Below are 19,549 nucleotides of genomic sequence, written 5' to 3'. Positions count from 1 at the left end.
CGATTGCCTGGGGCATCGCGAAGACCCTCCACGCGCATGGCGCCGAACTCGCTTTCACCTATCAGGGCGAGGCGCTGGGCAAGCGTGTGAAGCCGCTGGCGCAGAGCATCGGCTCTGACCTCGTCATCCCCTGCGATGTCGAGGACATCGCCTCGGTCGATGCGACCTTCGCCAAGCTCGACGAGGCCTGGGGCGGCGATCCCGAGCGGAATACGCTCGATTTTCTCGTCCACGCCATCGGCTTCTCGGACAAGAACGAGCTCAAGGGCCTCTATGCCGACACCAGCCGCGAGAACTTCTCGCGCACCATGGTGATCTCCTGCTTCTCCTTCACCGAGGCGACGAAGCGGGCGGCCGAGCGCATGCCGCATGGCGGCAGCATCATCACGCTGACCTATGGCGGCTCGATGCGCCTCATGCCGAACTACAACGTCATGGGCGTCGCCAAGGCGGCACTGGAAGCGAGCGTGCGCTACCTCGCCGGCGACTACGGCCCGCGCGGCATCCGCGTCAACGCGCTCTCACCCGGGCCCGTCCGTACGCTGGCCGGCGCCGGCATCTCCGATGCGCGCGCCATGCTGTCCTGGCAGAGGGCGAATTCGCCGCTGCGCAAATCGGTGACGCTCGACGAGATTGGCGGCTCTGCGCTGTATTATCTCTCCGACCTCTCCGGCGGCGTGACCGGCGACGTCCATCATGTCGACGCCGGCTATCACATCACCTCGATGCCGGCGCTCGAGAGCTTGCGCGCGGCGGATCAGGGCGAGGCCTGAGGCGAGGCGCAAAGGCGAGGCTGTCGATGCGGCGGGAGGCCATTGTCGAGATCGGCGAGGCGGATCTCGTCGCGGCACAGAGGCTGATCCTGCACGACAGTTTGCGCAATCCGTCGGGGCGGTGGAAGCAACTGCTGCTGTGGATCGTCGCCGTTGTCCTTTTCACGCTGTCGCTGAATGGGGAATTGCCCGGCGGGCTGGCTGGGGCCGCGCTGCTCTGCGCCTTCGGCGCGTTTCTGTTGGTGTTCGGCCTGCCGGTCCTGATCGTCCTGCTGCTCGGCCCCCGCGCCGCGCGGCGCAATTTTCGCGTCGTGCCGGCCTTCCAGGCTCCCTTGCACTACCGCTGGAACGAGGAGGGCCTCACCTCGGAAACCACCTCCGGCCATGCGATGAATCGCTGGCCGATCTATTGGCGCTGGCTCGAGAACGAGAGATTGCTGTTGCTCTGGCCGCATCCCGCGACCTATCAAATCCTGCCGAAGAGAGCCCTCGAGCCTGAACAGGTCGAGGATCTACGCCGTTTCCTTTCGCAGCAGGCCGGAACCTGAGCTCGCGGGCGAGGTTTCCGGTTTTTGAACGGAGGTTGCCATGCCGATCGTCAGGTATGAAGTCGTCGAGCATGATGGTGGCTGGGCCTATAAGGTTGGCGACGTTCTGTCGGAAACCTTTCGCTCGCATGAGGCCGCGCTGAAGGCGGCCACCTCGGCCGCGGCTCGCCAGACGCTCGCCGGCAACACGGACGGAATCGTCTATCAGGACGGGGACGGCCGGTGGCACGAGGAGCTGGCGGATGGCCGCGACCGGCCCGCGACGCAGGTCATCGACGAAAGCTGAGCCCCGTTGCCGCGCGCCTCAGCGCGAGGTGAAGAAGGTCAGCAGCACCTTGTTCTTCTCGCCGAGCAGGCAGAGGAAGCGGCGTGGCTTGTCGGAGCGGTCGGTCTGCAGATAGGCCTCGGCCATGACGATGCGCGTCACCGGGATCGCCTCGATCTTCGATTCCGACACGGCGACGGTGGCGCCGTCCTCGTCGATATAGATGTCCTTGATATCCGGTTCCTTCGCGGACACCGCCTGCAGGGCCGCGCTCTTGCAGGTCGCGATCTCCGGCGTTGCCGGCTTGCTGCCGGGCGGCACTTCCTGTGCCGAGGCAGGTGCGGCGGCCAGCAGCGTGGCAAGAACGGCAAGCGGAGCGAAACGGTTCATGCAAAGGCACTCACGATGAAAGGTGAGTGCTGAACGCGCGAACAGGGCCGCGGTTCATAAAGCGTGCCCGGCACGCGCTATCGCGTGTGCCGGGCGATGGTGGAGTTCGGCCGCCTTACAGCCCCAGCTTCTTCTTGCGCTGGCCGAGCGTGCGCAGGCGCAGCGCGTTGAGCTTGATGAAGCCGGCCGCATCGCGATGGTCGTAGGCGACCGCGCCCTCTTCGAAGGTGACGAGATCCTGGTCATAAAGCGAGTACGGGCTGGAGCGGCCGATGACATGGACGCCGCCCTTGTAGAGCTTGAGGCGGACTTCGCCGGCGACGAACTCCTGGCTCTTGTCGATCAGCGCCTGCAGCATCTCGCGCTCGGGCGAGTACCAGAAGCCGTTATAGATCAGCTCGGCATATTTCGGCATGATCTCGTCCTTGAGATGCGCCGCGCCGCGGTCGAGCGTGATCGACTCGATCGCGCGATGGGCGACATGCAGGATCGTGCCGCCGGGCGTCTCGTACATGCCGCGCGACTTCATGCCGACGAAGCGGTTCTCGACCAGGTCGAGCCGGCCGATGCCATTGTCGCGGCCGAGGTCGTTGAGCTTGGCGAGCAGCGTCGCCGGGGAGAGCTTCTGGCCGTCGATGGAGACCGCGTCGCCCTTCTCGAAGCCGATGGTGATGACGGTCGGCTTGTCCGGCGCTTCCTCCGGCGAGATCGTGCGCGAGAACACATAGTCCGGCACTTCCTCGTTCGGGTCCTCGAGGACGCGGCCTTCCGAGGAGGCGTGCAGCAGGTTGGCGTCGACCGAGAACGGCGCTTCGCCGCGCTTGTTCTTCGCGATCGGGATCTGGTGCTGCTCGGCGAAGGCGATGAGCTGCTCGCGCGAGCGCAGATCCCATTCGCGCCAGGGCGCGATCACCGCGATGTCGGGCTTCAGCGCATAGGCGGTCAGCTCGAAGCGGACCTGGTCGTTGCCCTTGCCGGTCGCCCCATGGGAGACGGCATCGGCGCCGACCTTCTCGGCGATCTCGATCAGGCGCTTGGCGATCAGCGGCCGTGCAATCGAGGTTCCCAGCAGATAGACGCCCTCATAGAGCGCATTCGCCCGGAACATCGGGAAGACGAAGTCGCGCACGAACTCCTCGCGCAGATCCTCGATGAAGATGTTCTCGGGCTTGATGCCGAGCAGCAGCGCCTTGTCGCGCGCCGGGCCGAGCTCCTCGCCCTGGCCGAGATCGGCGGTGAAGGTCACGACCTCGCATCGATAGGTGGTCTGCAGCCATTTGAGGATGATCGAGGTGTCGAGACCGCCGGAATAGGCGAGAACGACCTTCTTCACGCTGCTGTCAGCCATCTGTGTCAAATTCCAGCTAGAGCATTTTCGAGCGGAGTGGGTATCGATCCGCGTGAAGAAAATGCGACAAAACAACGACCTAGAGCATTTTCGCGGTTCGAAGAAGCGCGGAAATGTTCCGGCGGCCGCTCGGGCCGCGTTTCGGACGCAATGGCGCACTATCGCAGCCATCGGGGCGACGCAATCGGAACCTTCTGATCGATCTCGCGTCGTTCCGTGATGGATCGGTGCCGCCAGGCGCCGATGGGTATCGCCGCGCGCCCTTTCGCGGCGCTTGCAGTCGTATCCCGAAGGGCGCAGGCTCGCTCGGGCGCGACACGACATGACCACCTAATTCGGAGGCTGAATGCCGAATCGTCCCGTTCTGGACTTCTGGTATGAGTTCGCGTCGCCCTATTCCTGCCTGAGCGCCCTGAGAATCGAGCAATTGGCCGAAAATGCCGGCGTCGAGCTGCGCTGGCGCCCCTTCCTGCTCGGCCCGATCTTCGCAGCCCAGGGCTGGACCACGTCGCCCTTCGCGCTCTATCCGAGCAAGGGTCGCTATATGTGGCGCGACACGGCCAGGCGCGCCGGCCGGCAGGGCATCACGATGGTCAAGCCTGAGAATTTTCCGCAGAATTCGCTGACCGCGGCCCGGCTGGCTCTCGCCGGGCGGGATGGTGGCTGGACGCCGGCCTTCTCCAAGGCCCTCTTCCGGGCCCAGTTCTGCGAAGGCCGCAACATCGCCGAGGAGGCCGTGCTCAGCGCCGCCTTGAAGGAGGCGGGCGGCGATCCTGGCAGCGCGATATCCCTCTCGCGCAGCGAAGAGGTGAAGGGCCGCCTGCGCGCGGAGATCGAGTACGCCAAGTCGATCGGCATTTTCGGCGCGCCCTTCTTCGTCACGGGGGACAACGAGCTGTTCTGGGGCGACGACCGCCTCGAGGAAGCGCTCGACTGGGCTCGCGATGGCCGCTGAGGCTGCTGGCCTCACGCGCCGCGGCGCATTCGTCGCGGCAGCAGGTCTCCTCTTCGCCCCCGCCGCCTTGGCGCGGCCGCGCCTGCCGGGGGACGAGCCGCACTATGATGCGCGTGAGCTCGGAGCGGTGCCGAACGAGCAGGCGATCGGGCGCCGCTACTGGGCTCCGGGGCTGAATGACGGTTTCGTGCCGCAGGGGCTCACGGTTTTCCGCGACGAGATCCTCGTCGCCGCCTACCGGAGCGAGACGCTGGAGCAGGATAATGGTCCGGCCCGCGTCTTCCGCCTCGCGCGCAGGGACGGACGCCTGCTCGGCAGCTTCGCCTTGCCGGCCACCTATGGCCATCCCGGCGGCCTCGCGGTGCTCGGGGAGACCGTCTTCGTCGCCAATTCCGGGCGGCTGCTGTCGCTCGATTTCGCGCGTTCCTGCGACACCGGCGAATGCGTCCCGCTCGGCGAGAGGCTGATCGACAAGACGATGGGGCCGTCCTTTCTGGCCGCGTCCGGCGGGATGCTCTGGTTCGGAGCCTTTCGCCGCACGGGCGCGCCCAGCCTCTACGCCGTGCCGGCGGAGCGCCTCCTGCCCGGCGACGAAAAGCCCGTGGAGCCGGAGGATGCGACGCTGACCCTGCCGCTGCCGCAGATCGTGCAGGGTGCCACCTTCGATCCGAAGGGCGACCTCTGGCTCTCGCAGAGCGCCGGAAACAGGCCGGCTTTTCTCTCGCGTCTCGATCCGAAGACCGGCGCGGTGCTGGCGCGCTATCCGGCCCCCGGCGGCATCGAGGATCTGGGCTGCGCTCCCGATGGCAAGCTCTGGGCGGTGAGCGAAGCGGGCTCGAAGCGCTGGAGTCGCTGGGACACCTTCTACCCGCTCGTCTTCGAGATCGATCCGGGCAAGCTTACCGCCTGATCAGCCCGCTGCGGGCCCCTGCGGCGGGCGCGACCACGGCCCGCGCGCGACGCTCTCCTCGACCATGGTCGGCAGGTCCTGTCGCTCGGCGAGCTTCGGCGGGTGCGGCGGCATCGCCGGCATGCGCCCGCCGGCGGTCTCGATCAGCGCCTGCACGCGCTTGGTGACGGAGGGGTGGGTCGAGAACAGGTCGGCGAAATCGTCCGGATCGTTCTCGAAGCACATGTCCATGACGCCGGAGGGCACGCCGTCGATATCGGCCCGGCCCGAGATCTTGAGCAGGGCCGAGATCATCGCGTCGGGGTTCTTGGTCAATTCCACCGCCCCGGCATCGGCGAGATATTCCCGCGAGCGCGACAGCGAGAGCCGGATCAGGATGGCAAGGAACCAGGAGATCGCGATCACCGCGACGCCGACGAGGACGGCGAGCCCGTTGCCCTTCTTGGAATCGTCCGACGACATCCTGATCCGGCTGCGGCCGAATCCGCGGAAGATCATCTCGCCGACGAAGGAGATCACGCCGGCGATCACCACGGCGACGACCATCAGCCGGACGTCGCCATTGCGGATRTGCGTCAGCTCATGCGCCAGCACGGCCTCGACCTCCCGGTCGTCGAGCTGCGCCAGCAGGCCGCTGGTGACGGTCACGGTGAACTGCTTGTCGTTGACGCCGCTGGCGAAGGCGTTGAGGGCATCGCTCTGCATGATCGCGAGCCGGGGCATCGGCAGGCCACGCGAGATGCAGAGATTCTCGAGCATCCGGTAGAGCTTGGGGTTCTCCGCCTGGGTGATGCCCTGCGAGCCGGTCACCGCCCCGATCAGCGCGACGTTCATGCGAAAGCCGATGAAGACCCACAGGATCGTCGCCAGCGTGACGAACGGAAACCACGACAGGAATATCCGGTTGGCTTCCGAGAAGGCGCTGCGGCCATAGGGCACGCCGCCATAGCCATAGGCGACGAGCAGCAGCCCCCAGGTCGTGAGATAGACCAGCAGGAAGAGCCCGGCGATCAGGAAGTTGGACCTGATCCGGTTGTTGCGCTGATGGGTGTAGAGCCCGAAGGCCTGCGCCATCGCTGCCGCTCCCTAAAGCATGTCGCGCGAAAGTGCGCAGCGGTTTTGTGAAAACGACATGCGAAACACCAAAGACCTGACACGCAGGAGCGAATCCGCAGGGTCGTGACGCGCTTCAGGCCGTAAGCGCCGGCCTTCCGTCAGAACTTCACGCTGGGCGCGACCTCGATCTGGGCCCGGGTTTCCGGGCCGACATCGAAGAACTCGCGCTGGGTGAAGCCCATCTGCGGCGCGAAGAGCACGGCGGGGAAGGCCTGGATCGCGGCGTTGAACTCGCCGACCGCATTGTTGAAGAAGCGCCGCGCCGCCGCGAGCTTGTCCTCGACATTGCCGAGATCGACCTGGAGCTGCTGGAAATTGGCGCTGGCCTTGAGGTCGGGATAGGCCTCGCCCAGCGCTAGCAGCCGCCCGACCGCGCCGGAAAGCTGCTGCTCGGCTGCCGCCTTGTCATGGACGCTGCTCGCGCCCTGCGCCGCGTTGCGGGCGGCGATCACGGCATCCAGCGTCGATTTCTCGTGGGTTGCGTAGCCCTTCACCGTCTCGACGAGGTTCGGGATCAGGTCGTGCCGCTGCTTGAGCTGGACGTCGATGTCGGCGAAGGCCTGGTTGACGCGCTGCCGCATCGCGACGAGCCCGTTATAGGTCATCACCGCATAGATCGCGAGGACGACGATCAGCCCCAGAATGATCCAGCCCATGAAGCGTTCTCCCCAAGCCCGTGCCCTGTCGGCGCCAGACTGGCACGAAACCCGCTGCGCGCGAAACCCGCACCCTTCATCTTGATCTTGACGCTGCGTGACCCGTGTGGCGGGGCCGCTCGGCGAGGGAAAGGAAGGCGTTGCGCGGCCGCTCTCGCCCGGTGGCCCTTGCTCTCGCGCGGAGCTTGCATTAAATCCGGCGTGTCCGAAGGGTCGTGATCGATCATGAGCCGGGGGCGGTCAGCGAGACCGGCTCCCGTTTTGTGTTGGGAGCGCCCCTCAGGATACGGATCGAACCGGTGGCCCGGTGCCCACCGGCTCTCAGGAGCCGGAAGCCTTCGAAGAGGAGGCGCCGCAGGCGACGATCCGGTGTGCAGCACCAGCCAGGGGCCCATGCCGGACATCCGCGGGATACGCGGCCGGCTTCCAGGAGATTACATGTCAGCAGTTGAAAGCTACAGCGCGGGTCGCGAGGATTTCGCCGCCCTGCTCGAAGAGTCCTTCTCGCGCAACGAAGCGATGGAAGGCTCCGTCATCAAGGGCAAGGTCGTCGCCATCGAGAAGGATATGGCGATCATCGATGTCGGCCTGAAGACGGAAGGGCGCGTCGCGCTCAAGGAATTCAACGGCCCCGGCCGTGATCAGGACATCAAGGTCGGCGACGAGGTCGAGGTCTATCTGGACCGGATCGAGAACGCGCTCGGCGAAGCCGTCATCTCGCGCGACAAGGCTCGCCGCGAAGAGAGCTGGGTCAAGCTCGAGAAGGCCTTCGAGGCTCGCGAGAAGGTCTCCGGCATGATCTTCAACACCGTCAAGGGCGGCTACACCGTCGACCTCGACGGTGCCGTGGCCTTCCTGCCGCGTTCGCAGGTCGACATCCGTCCGATCCGCGACGTCGGCCCGCTGATGGGCCAGCCGCAGCCCTTCGAGATCCTCAAGATGGATCGCCGCCGCGGCAACATCGTCGTGTCGCGCCGCACCGTCCTCGAAGAGACCCGCGCCGAGGCTCGCTCCGAGCTCGTCGCCTCGCTCGAAGAGGGCCAGGTCATCGACGGCGTCGTCAAGAACATCACCGAATACGGTGCGTTCGTTGACCTCGGCGGCATCGACGGCCTGCTGCACGTCACCGACATGGCGTGGCGCCGCGTGAACCATCYGTCGGAGGTCGTGACCATCGGCCAGACGGTCAAGGTCAAGATCATCAAGATCAACCAGGACACGCACCGCATCTCGCTCGGCATCAAGCAGCTGCTGGCCGATCCGTGGGACGGCATCGCCGAGCGTTATCCGGTCGGTACGCGCCTCAAGGGTCGCGTCRCCAACATCACGGACTACGGCGCGTTCGTCGAAGTGGAGCCTGGCATCGAAGGCCTCATCCACGTCTCCGAGATGTCCTGGACCAAGAAGAACGTCCACCCCGGCAAGATCGTCTCGACCTCGCAGGAAGTCGACGTCGCGATCCTCGAGGTCGATCCGGTCAAGCGCCGCATCTCGCTCGGCCTCAAGCAGACGCTCCGCAACCCGTGGGAAGTCTTCGCCGAGCAGCACCCGGCCGGTTCGACGGTCGAGGGCGAGGTCAAGAATAAGACCGAGTTCGGTCTGTTCCTGGGCCTGGAAGGCGACATCGACGGCATGATCCATCTCTCGGATCTCGACTGGAACCGTCCGGGCGAGCAGGTCATCGAGGAATACAAGAAGGGCGACGTCCTGCAGGCCGTCGTTCTCGATGTGGACGTCGAGAAGGAGCGCATCTCGCTCGGCCTCAAGCAGCTCGGCGGCGATCCCTTCGTGGATGCCGGCGAGTTCAAGAAGGGCCAGATCGTCACCTGCGAGGTGGTCGAGGTGAAGGAGTCCGGTCTCGACGTGAAGATCGCCGACACCGACATGATGACCTTCATCAAGCGGGCCGAGCTGGCGCGTGACCGTTCCGAGCAGCGCCCCGAGCGCTTCGCGGCCGGCGAGCGCATCGACGCCCGTGTCGTGCTCTTCGACAAGAAGGCCCGCAAGATCCAGGTCTCGATCAAGGCTCTGGAGATGGCCGAGGAGAAGGAGGCGATGGCGCAGTACGGCTCCGCCGACTCCGGCGCCTCGCTCGGCGACATCCTCGGCGCGGCCCTCAAGAAGGCCACGACCACCGACAAGAAGTGAGGTTTCGGCCGCTTCGGCGGCCGGACATCCAAGACAGCCCGCGCGGAGCAATCCGCGCGGGCTTTTGTTTCGGCTCGACCCGTCATTCTCGGGCGGAGCCCGCGGGTCCGACCTTCGGTCGGCCCAAGGATGAACGACGCGCAGACCCGGAAATCTCGTGACCAGAATTCACTGGTTTCCGGGATGGTCGGGTCAAGCCCGACCATGACGCCACAAAAGGATCTCGCCATGACCCCCGCCGCCATCGGCATCGATTTCGGCACCACCAACAGCGTCGTCGCGCTGGCTGGCGCCGACGGCTCGGTCGTGACGCGTTCCTTCGCCACGAAGCAGGGCGCGGTCGATGCCTATCGCTCGGCGCTGATGTTCTGGCGCGAGGGGCGGCCGCCGCAGTCCCGCATCACCCATGTCAGCGGCCCCGATGCCCTCGACATGGCGCTCGGCATGACCAGCGAGCATCGCTTCCTGCAATCGCTCAAGACGCATCTTTCCAGCCGCGCCTTCCAGGAGACGCGGCTCTTCGGCAAGCTCTACCAGCTTGAAGACCTGATCGGCGTCTTCCTCGGCGATCTGACGGAAGGGCTGGAGGATGCTTCGGCGCTGCCCCTGGTCTCGGGCCGCCCCGTCGTCTTCGCCGGCGAGCGGCCGGACGAGGAGCTGGCGCTCGGGCGCCTGAAGGGCTCCTACGGCAAGGCCGGCATGGATCAGGTCGATTTCGCCTATGAGCCGCTGGGCGCCGCCTATTGGTATGCGCGCGATCTGAAGACGCCGCAGACCATGCTGGTCGCCGATTTCGGCGGCGGCACCAGCGACTTCTCGGTGATGCGCTTCGAGCCCGGCGAGCGCGCGGGGCTGGAAGCCATCCCGCTCTCCCATGCCGGTGTCGGCGTCGCCGGCGACACCTTCGACTACCGGATTATCGAGCACGCCGTCTCGCCGGCGCTCGGCAAGGGCACGCAGTACCGCTCCTTCGACAAGCTGCTGCCGGTTCCGGCGCATTACCACGCCGCCTTCGCGCAATGGCACAAGCTCTCTCTGATGAAGAGCCGGGAGACCATGGCCGAACTCAATGCGCTGATCCGCGAGGCGGTCGAGCCCGGCAAGCTCGAGGACCTGCTGACCGTGATCGAATACGACCTCGGCTACGAGCTCTATCGCGCCGTCTCGGCTGCGAAGATCGCGCTCTCGGAGCAGGATGAGACGGTGCTGCGCTTCAATCAGGTGGGCGTGACCATCGAAAGCCCGATCCGCCGGAGCGATTTCGAGCGCTGGATCGCGGAGGATGTCGGCGCGATCGAGGCGGCGCTCGACCGGGCTCTGGCCGAGGCCGGCATCGCGGCAGGGCGGATCGAGGCCGTCTTCATGACCGGCGGCACCTCGCATGTGCCGGCGGTGCGGCAGCTCTTCGACCGGCGCTTCGGCGCCGAGAAGGTCCATATCGGCGATGCCTTCCGCTCGGTCGCGAGCGGGCTCGCGCTGCTCGCTCTCGACCGGGCGCGCGCCTCGGTCGCGGCGTAACGCCTTGCCCGTCCAGCGTGACGGGGCTACATCACGGGCCCGCAGCCGACAGGAGTTTCCCGATGGCGTCCGATGCCGATCTGCTTGCCGACCGCCGCRGCCTCAGGCGTAAGCTGACGCTCTGGCGCGTGCTGGCGGTGCTCGGGGTGATCGCGGCTGCGGTGATCGGCGGCCTCGCCTGGCGGGGCGACGGCGCGACCTCGCTGTCGAGCGCCCATATCGCCCGCATCTCCATCTCCGGCTTCATCTCGGGGGATCGCCGCACGCTCGACCTGATCAAGTCGGTCGGCGAGAGCAATGCTGTCTCGGGCGTCGTGCTCGACATCAACAGCCCGGGCGGCACCACCTCCGGCGCCGAGGCGCTGCACATCGCGCTGCGCGAGCTCGCGGCCAAGAAGCCGATGGTGACGGTCGTGGGCGGCCTTGCCGCCTCCGGTGGCTATATCGCCGCCATGAGCACCGACCACATCGTCGCGCGCGAGACCTCGCTCGTCGGCTCGATCGGCGTGCTCTTCCAGTATCCCAATGTCAGCCAGCTTCTGGGCACGGTCGGCGTCAAGGTCGAGGAGATCAAGTCGAGCCCGCTGAAGGCCGCGCCGAACGGCTTCGAGCCGACCTCACCTGAGGCTCGCGCCGCCCTGCAGAGCGTGGTCGACGACAATTATCGCTGGTTCAAGCAGATGGTGCATGACCGGCGCAGCCTCAACGATACGCAGCTCGGCACGGCCTCCGATGGACGCGTCTTTTCCGGCCGGCAGGCGCTGGGCCTGAAGCTGATCGACGAGCTCGGCGGCGAGCGCGAGGGCATCGCCTGGCTTGAGCGCGAGAAGAAGGTCGCCAAGGATCTGAAGGTGCGCGACTGGCGCCCGCGCAGCAGCTCGTCGAGCTTCGGGTTGTGGAGCCTCGCAGAGGTGGCGGCGCGTCTCGCCGGCTTCGACGGGCTGGCGGCGACGATTGCGCGGGCGGCGGATCAGCCCGTTGGCTTGCGGCTTGACGAGCCTCTGGCGCTCTGGCAGCCTGCGGCTGAAAAGTGATGTTGATACAGATGGTTATATTCCAGCGATGATTAAATCGGAACTCGTCCAGCGGATTGCCGACCGCAACACACATCTCTATCAGCGCGACATCGAGAACATCGTCTCGGCCATCCTGGACGAGGTCGTGAAGGCGCTGGAGCGTGGGGACCGGGTGGAGCTGCGCGGCTTTGGCGCCTTTTCCCGCAAGGCGCGCTCGGCCCGCATCGGCCGCAACCCGCGCACCGGGGATGCCGTCGAGGTCGAGGAGAAATTCGTGCCCGTCTTCAAGACGGGCAAGGAGCTGCGCCTGCGCCTGAACGGCAAGGCCTGAGCCCCGAGCATCTTTGAGCGGAGCGGACGCCGGCTCGCTTGAAGACAATGCGATAAAGCAAGGCGCTAGAGGTGTTCGGTGTTTCCGGGAAATGCCGGATGGCACTGGCGCCGCCGGCCGCTCCGGCGGCACCGTCACGGAGACGCTGATGAAAGCCTTCTTCAAGGCGTTGGTTCTGGTGCCGGTCGCGTTGCTGATCGTGCTGTTTTCGGTTGCCAACCGTGGGGCGGTGCGCGTTTCGTTCGACCCGCTCAGCCGCGATCTGCCGGCGCTCTCCTACGATGTGCCGCTCTTCGCCGTGGTGCTGGCGGCGATCTTCCTCGGCGTTCTCGTCGGGGGGCTCGCCTCCTGGCTCGCCCAGGGCAAGCACCGCAAGGCCGCGCGCCGTGGCCGCCGCGAGGTCGAGGCGCTGCGCTCCGAGACGCAGGCGCTGCGCTCGGCCGTGCCGGATTCGGCGCTGCCTGCCCTGACCGACGGGCGGAACTAAAGCATCGGACCGAAAAGTGGAATCCATGTTTCGGAAAAATCCGATGCAAAAACAAAGAGCTAGATCGTCACTTTGCGTCCGATAGGACGCACGGCGATCGAGCTATCGGCCCGAAAAATCGCCTGCGGTTTTCGGGAAAAGCCGAGGCGGCAGGCCATTTCGCAAGCGAAGCGGATACCGGTTCGCGTCCAGACAAAGCGGTAAAGCAAAGAGTTCTCGATGCGCCTTTTCGATGTGGCCGAAATCGACGCGGCCCTGAGCTATCCCGCCCTGATCGACATTCTGGACGACGCCTTCCGCAGCGAGGTCATCGCGCCCAAGCGCGGGCAATATGCGATCGAACGGCCCGGCGAGGACGACGCGATCCTGCTGACCATGCCGGCCTGGAGCGGTCCGGCGGCTGAAAAGCCCTATATCGGCACCAAGATCCTCTCGGTCTTCTTCGGCAACGGCAAGCGCAACCTGCCGGGCGTCCTCGGGGCCTATCTGCTGATGGACGGCACGACGGGGCGCCCGCTCGCGGTGATGGACGGAAACCGGCTGACGCTCTGGCGCACTGCGGGAGCCTCCGCTTTGGCCTCGCGCTACATGTCGAATCCGGAAGCCAGCCATATGGTGATGGTCGGTGCCGGCGCGCTCGCCCCCTTCATCATCAAGGCGCATCGTTCGGTGCGGCCGCTCACCGACATCGCGATCTGGGCGCGGCGGCCGGAGGCGGCCGAGGCCGTTGTCGCCGAACTCGCGAAGGACGGAATCGAGGCCCGCGCCACGACCGATCTCGAAGGCGAGGTCCGCACCGCCGATATCATCTCCTGCGCCACCAACGCGACCGAGCCACTGATCCATGGCCACTGGCTCAAGCGCGAGGCTCATCTCGACCTGATCGGCGGCTTCACCATGCAGATGCGCGAGGCCGATGCCGATGCGCTGCAGCGCGCCCGCGTCGTCGTCGATTCCGCCAAGGCGATCGAGGAGGGCGGCGACGTCGCCGTCGCGATCGCCGAAGGCAGCTACAGCGCCGACAAGGTCGCCGGCACCTTGGCCGATCTCTGCCATGGGCGCGTTCAGGGCAGCGTCGAGGGCGGCGGCATCACGCTGTTCAAATCGGTCGGTGTCGCGCTCGAGGATCTGGCGGCGGCGGTGGCCGTCTGGGAGCATGGCGCCGATCGGAGTTGATCGGCGCCGTTCAAAGGCCTCAGACGTGGACGGGAGCGCCGCCGATGGCGCCGAGTAGCCACAGGATCAGCACGACGACCAGAACGAGGCCGACGACGCCGCCGAGCCCGGCCGGGCCATAGCTGCGATGGCCGTAATAGCCGCCCCCGCCAAGCAGCAGGATCAGCACCAGAACGATCAGAAGCGTGGACATGAGGTTTTCCTTGTCGTTTGCGCCCGACAGGCGCGTTCGACGGGAAAACCCGGGTCATGACGCAACTGTTCCGTTCTATTCGGCCTTGATCCCGGCCTCCTGGATCAGGTCGCCCCATTTCTTGAGCTCGGCTTGCAGGAAGGCGGCGAGCTCGGCCGGCGTCCAGCCGCCCGGCTCGGCGGCGAGCGCGTCCATCTTGGCGCGCAGCGCGGGGTCGGCGAGGCCGGCCTTGGTATCGGCCTGGATCTTGTCGATGATCGCCTGGGGCGTCTTCGCYGGCGCGAACAGCGCGAACCAGGACGAGACGTCGAAGCCCGGCACCGTCTCGCCGATCGGCGGATATTCCGGCGCCGTCGGGGCGCGCTTGGCGGTGGTGACGCCGAGCCCGCGAATGGCGCCGCCCTTGGCCTGCGGCAGGGCCGAGGTGATGTTGTCGAAGATCAGGTCGACGCGACCGCCCATCAGGTCCTGGATCGCCTGGGAGGAGCCGCGATAGGGCACATGCACCATCTTCGTGCCGGTGAGCTTCTGGAACAGCTCGCCCGAGAGGTGCAGCGAGGTGCCGACGCCGGAGGAGGCATAGGTCAGCTTGCCGGGATTGGCCTTGGCATAGGCGACGAGCTCGGCGACGTTCTGGACCGGCAGGTCGTTGCGCACCACGAGCAGGTTCGGCACCAGCGCCACCATGGTGATCGGCGCGAGATCCCTGACCGGGTCGTAGTTGACCTTGGCATAGAGGTAGCGGTTCGTGGCGAGCCCGACCGAGGCGATCAGCAGCGTGTCGCCGTTCGGCTCGGCCTTGGCGACGGCCTCGATCCCGATATTGCTGCCGGCGCCGGGACGGTTCTCGACGACGACCACATTGCCCCAGCTCTGGCTGAGCTTGTCGGCCGCGAGCCGCCCGAGCACGTCGGTCGCCCCGCCGGGCGTGAAGGGCACGACAAGTTTGACCTGCCGCCCTTGCGGCCAGGGTTGCTGGGCAAGCCCGGCGCCGGATGCAAGCAGTGCGGCGCCGGTGCCGGCCAGCAGGGCGCGGCGGTCTATGAGCTCTGGCATGGGGGTCCTCCGGTTGCGGCTGGCGGTTGCCCCGCCTTTTGCCACTAGGCTGCCTGCCGCATCCGCTCTTGTCCATCCGGCGGCTTGACCGCCAGGGGCAGTGCCGCTGATTCTGTGCCGATGCGTCACGCCAAACGAATCGCTGCCCTCCTCACCGTCATGGCGGGCCTCGTGCCCTTCGCGGCCAGGGCCCAGTCCACCGCCGATCAGGAGGCGAAGACGCGCGCGGCCAACATCGCCGCCTGGCCGGATGCCGCCCGTTCGCTCTTCGGCCAGAAGGCGACCCCGGCGCATCTGCCGCCGCGCGCCATCGGCTCCTATGCCCGTGGCTGCCTTGCCGGTGGCGCCGCGCTGCCTCTCGACGGGCCGAGCTGGCAGGTGATGCGGCTCAACCGCAACCGCAACTGGGGGCATCCCGCCCTGATCGACTATCTCGAGAAGCTCGCCCGCGACGTGCCGCGCATCACCGGCTGGTCCGGGCTTCTGGTCGGCGACATGTCGCAGCCGCGCGGCGGGCCGATGCTGACCGGCCATGCCTCGCACCAGATCGGCCTCGATGCCGATATCTGGCTGACGCCGATGCCGAAGAGCAGGCTCGACGGGGAGCAGCGCGAGAACATGCCGGCGGTCAACATGGCCCGGGCCGATTGGCGCGATGTCGACCCGCGTGCCTGGACGCCGGCCCATACGCGCCTGATCAAGGCGGTGGCCTCGGAGCCGAGGGTGGAGCGCGTCTTCGTCAATCCGGCCCTGAAGGTGGCTCTTTGCCGCGAGGCGGGCGCCGACAAAAGCTGGCTCGACAAGGTCCGGCCGATCTGGGGCCACAACTACCATTTCCATATCCGGCTGGCCTGTCCGGCCGGCATGGCGAGCTGTGTGCCGCAGGAGCCGCCGAATTTCGGCGATGGCTGTGGCGCCGAGCTCACCGGCTGGGTCGAACGCCAGCGCGAGGCGATCTTCAATCCGCCGAAGCCAAAGCCTGGCCCGAAGCCGAAACCCAAGCCGCCGATGTCGCTCGATGCCCTGCCGCCGGAATGCCGCCAGGTTCTGGCGGCGCCCTGAATTCGCGTTCCCCGAGGAACGACGGGTCATCCCGGACGCAGCGAAGCGAAGATCCGGGAGCCATGCCAGAACTTTTCCGGTAGGCGCTCCTGCATAGATCCCGGGTCAAGCCCGGGATGACCGCGCATTTCCGCGGAAACTCGACATTCTTTCCTAGGTCAGCGCCGCGTCGTGCGCCCTGAGCTGTAGGCGAAGGGGTCGTGCTCCGGCGTGATCGGCTGCGCCTCCTCCGAACCCTGCTGGTCGACGACGCCGGAACCTCCGCCATCGCCGAGCACGACCTCCTCCGACGGCTCGACCGCGCCGGGCAGGGTGAGCGGCCCGCGCGCCTCGCTGGGCAAAGGCTGCGGCCGGTACGGCGCACGGCCGCCCTGCTGCCGGCGTGCGTCGTAGTCCTGGAGGAACCGCATCTGGGCGTCGAGGCTGTGGTCCTGGCCCTGGCCGTTATTGGCGACCGGATAGCCGCCCTGCACGGCGCCGGGCGGGCGCGGGCCATCGTTCGGGCGGCGCAGCGCCGGCCCGCCGGCATAGGCGGTGGCGGCGGGAGCGCCGTCCCGCTGGGTCGCCGGTGCGCTTTGCGCCGAGGAATAGGTCCGGGCCGGATCCGGCGGCGGCAGGTTGTAGTTCGGCGTGTATTTGATGATCGGCTTGCAGATGTGCCGGCCCTTGGAATGGCGGGCGAGGTCGATATGGATGTGGTCGTAATGCATCGGATCGGCGCCCGGCCCGAGGACCGTGCCGAAATAGGTGCAGGCGCCGACGAAGACCTCGCGCAGGAAGTTCTGTTCCTCCGGCGAGCCGCGCCAGCCTTCCTTGACCGTGACGACGCGGTTGTCGTTCAGCCGGAAGGAGAACACGTCGACGGCGTTGCCATAGGCATGCTCCGAAGTGGCCGTCGTATAGGTGCCGTTGTTCATGGAGCGGCAGGAATAGGAACCGGCGCGGATCTCGATCACCTGCGCGCCGAAGATGTTCATCGCGGCTGGCTGCACGACCTCGGCGAACCACTGGTCGGTCGTTGCCACGACCGGGCAGGCGAGCAGGGCCGGGCTCTTCAGGGCGACGCTGCCATTCTGCAGGGCGGTGACCTTGAGCGGCTGCTGCATGCCGCAGACGCCCGGCCCGTCGATCGCCTTGCCGCGCAGGCTGACATAGCTCGAGAGCTGCACCTGGCCGGAGCTCATGCAGGTGGCTTCCGCCTGATCGCGCCAGGGAGCGCGCTGCGGTTTCTGGAACTTGCCGCAGCCGGCCAGCCCGGCGGCGCCGGCCAGACCAACTGCGATGAGGGCGAGTTTTACGCGTCGCATGACCATTCAAATGCGAAGCGTTTGGTGAATGGTTTCTCAACCGACTGCGCCCCGGCCGCCACAGCCGGATTAACTTTGGCGGAGTGGTGAATGCCGACTTAATCCGGCGTTTCCCGCGTTAACGGATGCCGATTGCGCTGCCGCCGGCCCGGTGCGCCGTTCAGTCCGAGGTCAATGCGGAAGAGTCCGGAGAAGAGTGCTGCAACGACTTGGGAAGCCTCTCCGGGCGCCGGTTGCGCGACTGCCGGCATCAGAAATATCCCCAAATCTATTCAAGGATTTAACGCAAGTTTAAGCATGATCTAGCCTTCGCCACCATGCCGCCACGGTGCCGCCCCCTTGCGGCCGCTGCCAGTTCTGGTAGCTTCTGCGACAGGTCAATGACACAGGAGGGTGTGATGACTGTCACGCTGCGTCTCGACCGGTTGATCATGGGTGCGGCCTTCGTTTTCATGATGGCAATCGTTCTGGGAGCGTTCTGACACAAGGGTCAGTCTCGAAGTCGCTAGGACCACAAGAGCCATAAATGATGACGCCGCCGGGAGATGTCCCGGCGGCGTTTCTGTTTCGCGAGATCGCTCGCTTGAAAGATCGCTCCTGCGCAGGATCGCTGGCACGAAAGGCTCAGCTTTCGGGGCAGGGCGTTTCCGTCACTTGCCAGGACATCAGGTTGGTCACGCGGCTGCAGGCCGCGATGCGCGGGCCCTGCGAGGTGCGGATGCAGGAGGACGAACCCTCCGCGATCTTGCGGCCGTTGTTCCAGCAGAAGCAGAGCGGCTCGGGTGCCTGGGCGAGGCGCGGGCCGTCGAGTGGAATGGCCGGTTCTCCCGCGGCGGCGGCTTCGGTGATCAGCAGCAGGACGGCCAGCGCCAGGAGCCAGCTCAACAGGCGATGTCGGTGAGGCCTCGGTTCATGTCCGAACATGGCGCTCTTTCTTTCGTCCGCGGAGAGGACGATGCGACACCTTACCACAGGTCAGTGATCACGACGAATGATTATGCACCGATTTGAAATAGTGAGATCTTTCAGCCGGTTAACAAGCATCCATCTTGCGGTGCGCGCGTTCCTCTCCCATATTGAGCGCCGTCGAGCCCATGGAGGCTCCGGGAGGAACAATGTCTTTGATCTCGCTCGCCCGTCGCGGACGTGCCGTCGCCCTGGTTGTTGGAGCCCTGATGTTGGTGCCGCTGGTTGCCGAGGCGCGCCCCGGTGGCGGTCGCAGCTCGGGCAGCCGCGGGATGTTCTCGAACAGCGCCCCGGCCCCGACCAATACGATTCCCGGCGGCGCGCAGTCCTTCCAGCGCAGCGCGGCCCCTTCGCCGTCCGTCGCCAACCCCGGCATGGGCGCCGGCGCTGCTGCCGCGCAGGCGGCCCGTCCGTCCTTCGCCCGCAACATGATGATGGGCATCGGCGCCGGCCTGCTCGGCGCCGGCCTGTTCGGAATGCTCAGCGGCTCGGGCTTCTTCGGCGGTCTGGCCTCGCTTGCGGGCATCCTCGGTTTCTTGCTGCAGATCGGCCTGATCGCCGGCATCATCATGCTGGCCATCCGCTTCTTCCGCCGCCGGTCCGAGCCGCAGCTCGCCGGCGCTGGCGCGCCCTATGGCCGCGAGGCCTATGGCGCGCAGCCTGACGCGGCCCAGACTGCTGCCGCCCGCATGGGCGGCTTCGGCGGTGGCGCGGCCCAGCCGGCCACCACGCCGATCCAGCTTGAGGGCGCCGATTTCAGCGCCTTCGAGCGCCTGCTCGGCGAGGTCAACGCCGCCTATTCGAACGAGGACGAGGCCGGCCTGCGCCAGCGCGTCACCCCGGAGATGTTCGGCTATTTCGACGAGGATCTGACCGAGAACGTCCGCCGCGGCGTGGTCGACCGGGTCTCCGACGTCAAGCTGCTGCAGGGTGACCTGTCCGAGGCCTGGCGCGAGGGCAGCACCGACTACGCCACCGTCTCGATGCGCTTCAGCCTGGTCAACGCTCTCTATGACCGCAAGAGCGGCCGCGTCGTCGACGGCAACGCGACCGCGCCGCAGGAGGTCAAGGAGTTCTGGACCTTCCTGCGCGAGCGTGGCGGTGAGTGGAAGCTCTCCGCGATCCAGCAGGCGGCCTGAACCTCCGCGATCCTGCAACAAAATCGCATCACGGCCGGGGCAACCCGGCCGTTTTCGCATGCGCCCGGCCATGCGCGGTTTCGGGTGTCGCGCCGCGACGAACCGGCTTATAGCGATAATCGTCCCGCCTTGGTCGTCTTGCGTTAGTCGTCCTGCCTTGCCGCTTCCGTCCGGAAGCCCTTTCGGAGC

Annotated in this window: 21 protein-coding genes; 13 read left to right on the top strand and 8 right to left on the bottom strand. The window is 66.7% G+C overall.

The window, feature by feature from the left end; translation table 11 throughout:
- The first annotated feature begins 2 nt into the window (after positions 1-2).
- From fabI to AB4Y99_RS02195, 3 genes are read left to right on the top strand one after another with little or no spacing between them, the layout of a single operon-like run.
- Positions 3-773 carry an enoyl-ACP reductase FabI gene (fabI, locus tag AB4Y99_RS02205; protein ID WP_441522202.1) on the top strand — a complete coding sequence of 257 codons (771 nt, stop codon included), beginning with the start codon at positions 3-5 and terminating at the stop codon, positions 771-773.
- 26 nt (positions 774-799) lie between these two features.
- Positions 800-1,321, top strand: coding sequence for a YcxB family protein (locus AB4Y99_RS02200; protein WP_441522201.1), 522 nt, complete (start codon positions 800-802; stop codon positions 1,319-1,321).
- A gap of 40 nt (positions 1,322-1,361) precedes the next feature.
- The gene (locus tag AB4Y99_RS02195) at positions 1,362-1,607 is read left to right on the top strand and encodes a DUF2188 domain-containing protein (RefSeq protein WP_441522200.1); all 246 of its coding nucleotides are present in this window, start codon (positions 1,362-1,364) and stop codon (positions 1,605-1,607) included.
- A gap of 18 nt (positions 1,608-1,625) precedes the next feature.
- On the opposite strand, the gene AB4Y99_RS02190 is transcribed toward AB4Y99_RS02195, so the two are convergent.
- Together AB4Y99_RS02190 and AB4Y99_RS02185 are read right to left on the bottom strand one after the other, a co-directional pair.
- Positions 1,626-1,976 carry a hypothetical protein gene (locus AB4Y99_RS02190; protein WP_441522199.1) on the bottom strand — a complete coding sequence of 117 codons (351 nt, stop codon included), beginning with the start codon at positions 1,974-1,976 and terminating at the stop codon, positions 1,626-1,628.
- A gap of 115 nt (positions 1,977-2,091) precedes the next feature.
- Complete coding sequence (locus AB4Y99_RS02185; RefSeq protein ID WP_038357736.1) at positions 2,092-3,324, bottom strand: argininosuccinate synthase; 1,233 nt, start codon at positions 3,322-3,324, stop codon at positions 2,092-2,094.
- Between the two features lie 346 nt (positions 3,325-3,670).
- Here AB4Y99_RS02185 and AB4Y99_RS02180 point away from each other — a divergent pair, with 346 nt between their 5' ends.
- Positions 3,671-4,279 (top strand): 2-hydroxychromene-2-carboxylate isomerase, encoded by a 609-nt coding sequence (locus AB4Y99_RS02180; RefSeq protein ID WP_038357738.1) that lies wholly within the window; start codon positions 3,671-3,673, stop codon positions 4,277-4,279.
- On the top strand, positions 4,269-5,189 hold the full coding sequence (locus AB4Y99_RS02175) for an NHL repeat-containing protein (RefSeq protein WP_441522198.1): 921 nt from the start codon (positions 4,269-4,271) through the stop codon (positions 5,187-5,189). Before AB4Y99_RS02180 ends, AB4Y99_RS02175 begins: the two co-directional genes overlap by 11 nt.
- On the opposite strand, the gene AB4Y99_RS02170 is transcribed toward AB4Y99_RS02175, so the two are convergent.
- Together AB4Y99_RS02170 and AB4Y99_RS02165 are read right to left on the bottom strand one after the other, a co-directional pair.
- Complete coding sequence (locus tag AB4Y99_RS02170) at positions 5,190-6,263, bottom strand: M48 family metallopeptidase (RefSeq protein WP_191125451.1); 1,074 nt, start codon at positions 6,261-6,263, stop codon at positions 5,190-5,192.
- 140 nt (positions 6,264-6,403) lie between these two features.
- The gene (locus AB4Y99_RS02165; RefSeq protein WP_038357742.1) at positions 6,404-6,961 is read right to left on the bottom strand and encodes a LemA family protein; all 558 of its coding nucleotides are present in this window, start codon (positions 6,959-6,961) and stop codon (positions 6,404-6,406) included.
- Positions 6,962-7,399: 438 nt separating this feature from the next.
- Between AB4Y99_RS02165 and rpsA the strand changes: the two genes are divergently transcribed.
- The 6 genes from rpsA to lhpI all read left to right on the top strand — a co-directional run bounded on the left by rpsA (position 7,400) and on the right by lhpI (position 13,637).
- Entirely contained in the window at positions 7,400-9,109 is a 1,710-nt protein-coding gene (rpsA, locus tag AB4Y99_RS02160) for a 30S ribosomal protein S1 (protein ID WP_441522197.1), read from the top strand.
- A 228-nt stretch (positions 9,110-9,337) separates the two neighbouring features.
- On the top strand, positions 9,338-10,627 hold the full coding sequence (locus AB4Y99_RS02155; protein WP_113252865.1) for an Hsp70 family protein: 1,290 nt from the start codon (positions 9,338-9,340) through the stop codon (positions 10,625-10,627).
- A gap of 62 nt (positions 10,628-10,689) precedes the next feature.
- Positions 10,690-11,661 (top strand): signal peptide peptidase SppA, encoded by a 972-nt coding sequence (sppA, locus tag AB4Y99_RS02150; protein ID WP_441522196.1) that lies wholly within the window; start codon positions 10,690-10,692, stop codon positions 11,659-11,661.
- A 28-nt stretch (positions 11,662-11,689) separates the two neighbouring features.
- Positions 11,690-11,974 carry an integration host factor subunit beta gene (gene ihfB / locus AB4Y99_RS02145; RefSeq protein ID WP_038357749.1) on the top strand — a complete coding sequence of 95 codons (285 nt, stop codon included), beginning with the start codon at positions 11,690-11,692 and terminating at the stop codon, positions 11,972-11,974.
- A 91-nt stretch (positions 11,975-12,065) separates the two neighbouring features.
- A complete protein-coding gene (locus tag AB4Y99_RS02140) occupies positions 12,066-12,461 on the top strand; it encodes a LapA family protein (RefSeq protein WP_248311050.1) in 396 nt (131 codons plus the stop codon).
- Between the two features lie 219 nt (positions 12,462-12,680).
- On the top strand, positions 12,681-13,637 hold the full coding sequence (lhpI, locus tag AB4Y99_RS02135; protein WP_112764813.1) for a bifunctional Delta(1)-pyrroline-2-carboxylate/Delta(1)-piperideine-2-carboxylate reductase: 957 nt from the start codon (positions 12,681-12,683) through the stop codon (positions 13,635-13,637).
- A 19-nt stretch (positions 13,638-13,656) separates the two neighbouring features.
- Here lhpI and AB4Y99_RS02130 read toward each other — a convergent pair whose 3' ends face one another.
- Both AB4Y99_RS02130 and AB4Y99_RS02125 read right to left on the bottom strand, forming a co-directional pair.
- Complete coding sequence (locus tag AB4Y99_RS02130) at positions 13,657-13,830, bottom strand: DUF3309 family protein (protein WP_081925034.1); 174 nt, start codon at positions 13,828-13,830, stop codon at positions 13,657-13,659.
- A gap of 75 nt (positions 13,831-13,905) precedes the next feature.
- The gene (locus AB4Y99_RS02125) at positions 13,906-14,886 is read right to left on the bottom strand and encodes a Bug family tripartite tricarboxylate transporter substrate binding protein (protein ID WP_113252862.1); all 981 of its coding nucleotides are present in this window, start codon (positions 14,884-14,886) and stop codon (positions 13,906-13,908) included.
- 120 nt (positions 14,887-15,006) lie between these two features.
- On the opposite strand from AB4Y99_RS02125, the gene mepA reads away from it, so the two are divergent.
- Positions 15,007-15,948 carry a penicillin-insensitive murein endopeptidase gene (mepA, locus tag AB4Y99_RS02120; protein ID WP_038357753.1) on the top strand — a complete coding sequence of 314 codons (942 nt, stop codon included), beginning with the start codon at positions 15,007-15,009 and terminating at the stop codon, positions 15,946-15,948.
- Between the two features lie 158 nt (positions 15,949-16,106).
- Here the strand turns inward: mepA and AB4Y99_RS02115 are convergent, their stop codons facing one another.
- Positions 16,107-17,255: an extensin-like domain-containing protein gene (locus AB4Y99_RS02115; protein ID WP_248312709.1), complete on the bottom strand. Its 1,149-nt coding sequence runs from the start codon at positions 17,253-17,255 to the stop codon at positions 16,107-16,109.
- Positions 17,256-17,879: 624 nt separating this feature from the next.
- A complete protein-coding gene (locus tag AB4Y99_RS02110) occupies positions 17,880-18,140 on the bottom strand; it encodes a hypothetical protein (RefSeq protein ID WP_038357755.1) in 261 nt (86 codons plus the stop codon).
- A 230-nt stretch (positions 18,141-18,370) separates the two neighbouring features.
- Here AB4Y99_RS02110 and AB4Y99_RS02105 point away from each other — a divergent pair, with 230 nt between their 5' ends.
- Positions 18,371-19,360: a Tim44 domain-containing protein gene (locus AB4Y99_RS02105; RefSeq protein ID WP_441522195.1), complete on the top strand. Its 990-nt coding sequence runs from the start codon at positions 18,371-18,373 to the stop codon at positions 19,358-19,360.
- Positions 19,361-19,549 lie beyond the last annotated feature (189 nt).

The sequence above is a fragment of the Allobosea sp. TAB14 genome (genome assembly GCF_052113865.1).
In the GTDB taxonomy this organism is placed as follows: domain Bacteria; phylum Pseudomonadota; class Alphaproteobacteria; order Rhizobiales; family Beijerinckiaceae; genus Allobosea; species Allobosea spartocytisi.
Note: the sequence above shows the minus strand (reverse complement) of the source record. Positions and strands in the feature narration are given on the sequence as shown.

Coding starts and splice junctions, on each gene's coding strand:
- AB4Y99_RS02200 (WP_441522201.1), top strand. CDS start 800: ATGCGGCGGGAGGCCATTGTCGAGATCGGCGAGGCGGATCTCGTCGCG.
- AB4Y99_RS02195 (WP_441522200.1), top strand. CDS start 1,362: ATGCCGATCGTCAGGTATGAAGTCGTCGAGCATGATGGTGGCTGGGCC.
- AB4Y99_RS02190 (WP_441522199.1), bottom strand. CDS start 1,976: ATGAACCGTTTCGCTCCGCTTGCCGTTCTTGCCACGCTGCTGGCCGCC.
- AB4Y99_RS02185 (WP_038357736.1), bottom strand. CDS start 3,324: ATGGCTGACAGCAGCGTGAAGAAGGTCGTTCTCGCCTATTCCGGCGGT.
- AB4Y99_RS02180 (WP_038357738.1), top strand. CDS start 3,671: ATGCCGAATCGTCCCGTTCTGGACTTCTGGTATGAGTTCGCGTCGCCC.
- AB4Y99_RS02175 (WP_441522198.1), top strand. CDS start 4,269: ATGGCCGCTGAGGCTGCTGGCCTCACGCGCCGCGGCGCATTCGTCGCG.
- AB4Y99_RS02165 (WP_038357742.1), bottom strand. CDS start 6,961: ATGGGCTGGATCATTCTGGGGCTGATCGTCGTCCTCGCGATCTATGCG.
- AB4Y99_RS02155 (WP_113252865.1), top strand. CDS start 9,338: ATGACCCCCGCCGCCATCGGCATCGATTTCGGCACCACCAACAGCGTC.
- ihfB (WP_038357749.1), top strand. CDS start 11,690: ATGATTAAATCGGAACTCGTCCAGCGGATTGCCGACCGCAACACACAT.
- AB4Y99_RS02140 (WP_248311050.1), top strand. CDS start 12,066: ATGCCGGATGGCACTGGCGCCGCCGGCCGCTCCGGCGGCACCGTCACG.
- lhpI (WP_112764813.1), top strand. CDS start 12,681: ATGCGCCTTTTCGATGTGGCCGAAATCGACGCGGCCCTGAGCTATCCC.
- AB4Y99_RS02130 (WP_081925034.1), bottom strand. CDS start 13,830: ATGTCCACGCTTCTGATCGTTCTGGTGCTGATCCTGCTGCTTGGCGGG.
- mepA (WP_038357753.1), top strand. CDS start 15,007: ATGCGTCACGCCAAACGAATCGCTGCCCTCCTCACCGTCATGGCGGGC.
- AB4Y99_RS02115 (WP_248312709.1), bottom strand. CDS start 17,255: ATGCGACGCGTAAAACTCGCCCTCATCGCAGTTGGTCTGGCCGGCGCC.
- AB4Y99_RS02105 (WP_441522195.1), top strand. CDS start 18,371: ATGTCTTTGATCTCGCTCGCCCGTCGCGGACGTGCCGTCGCCCTGGTT.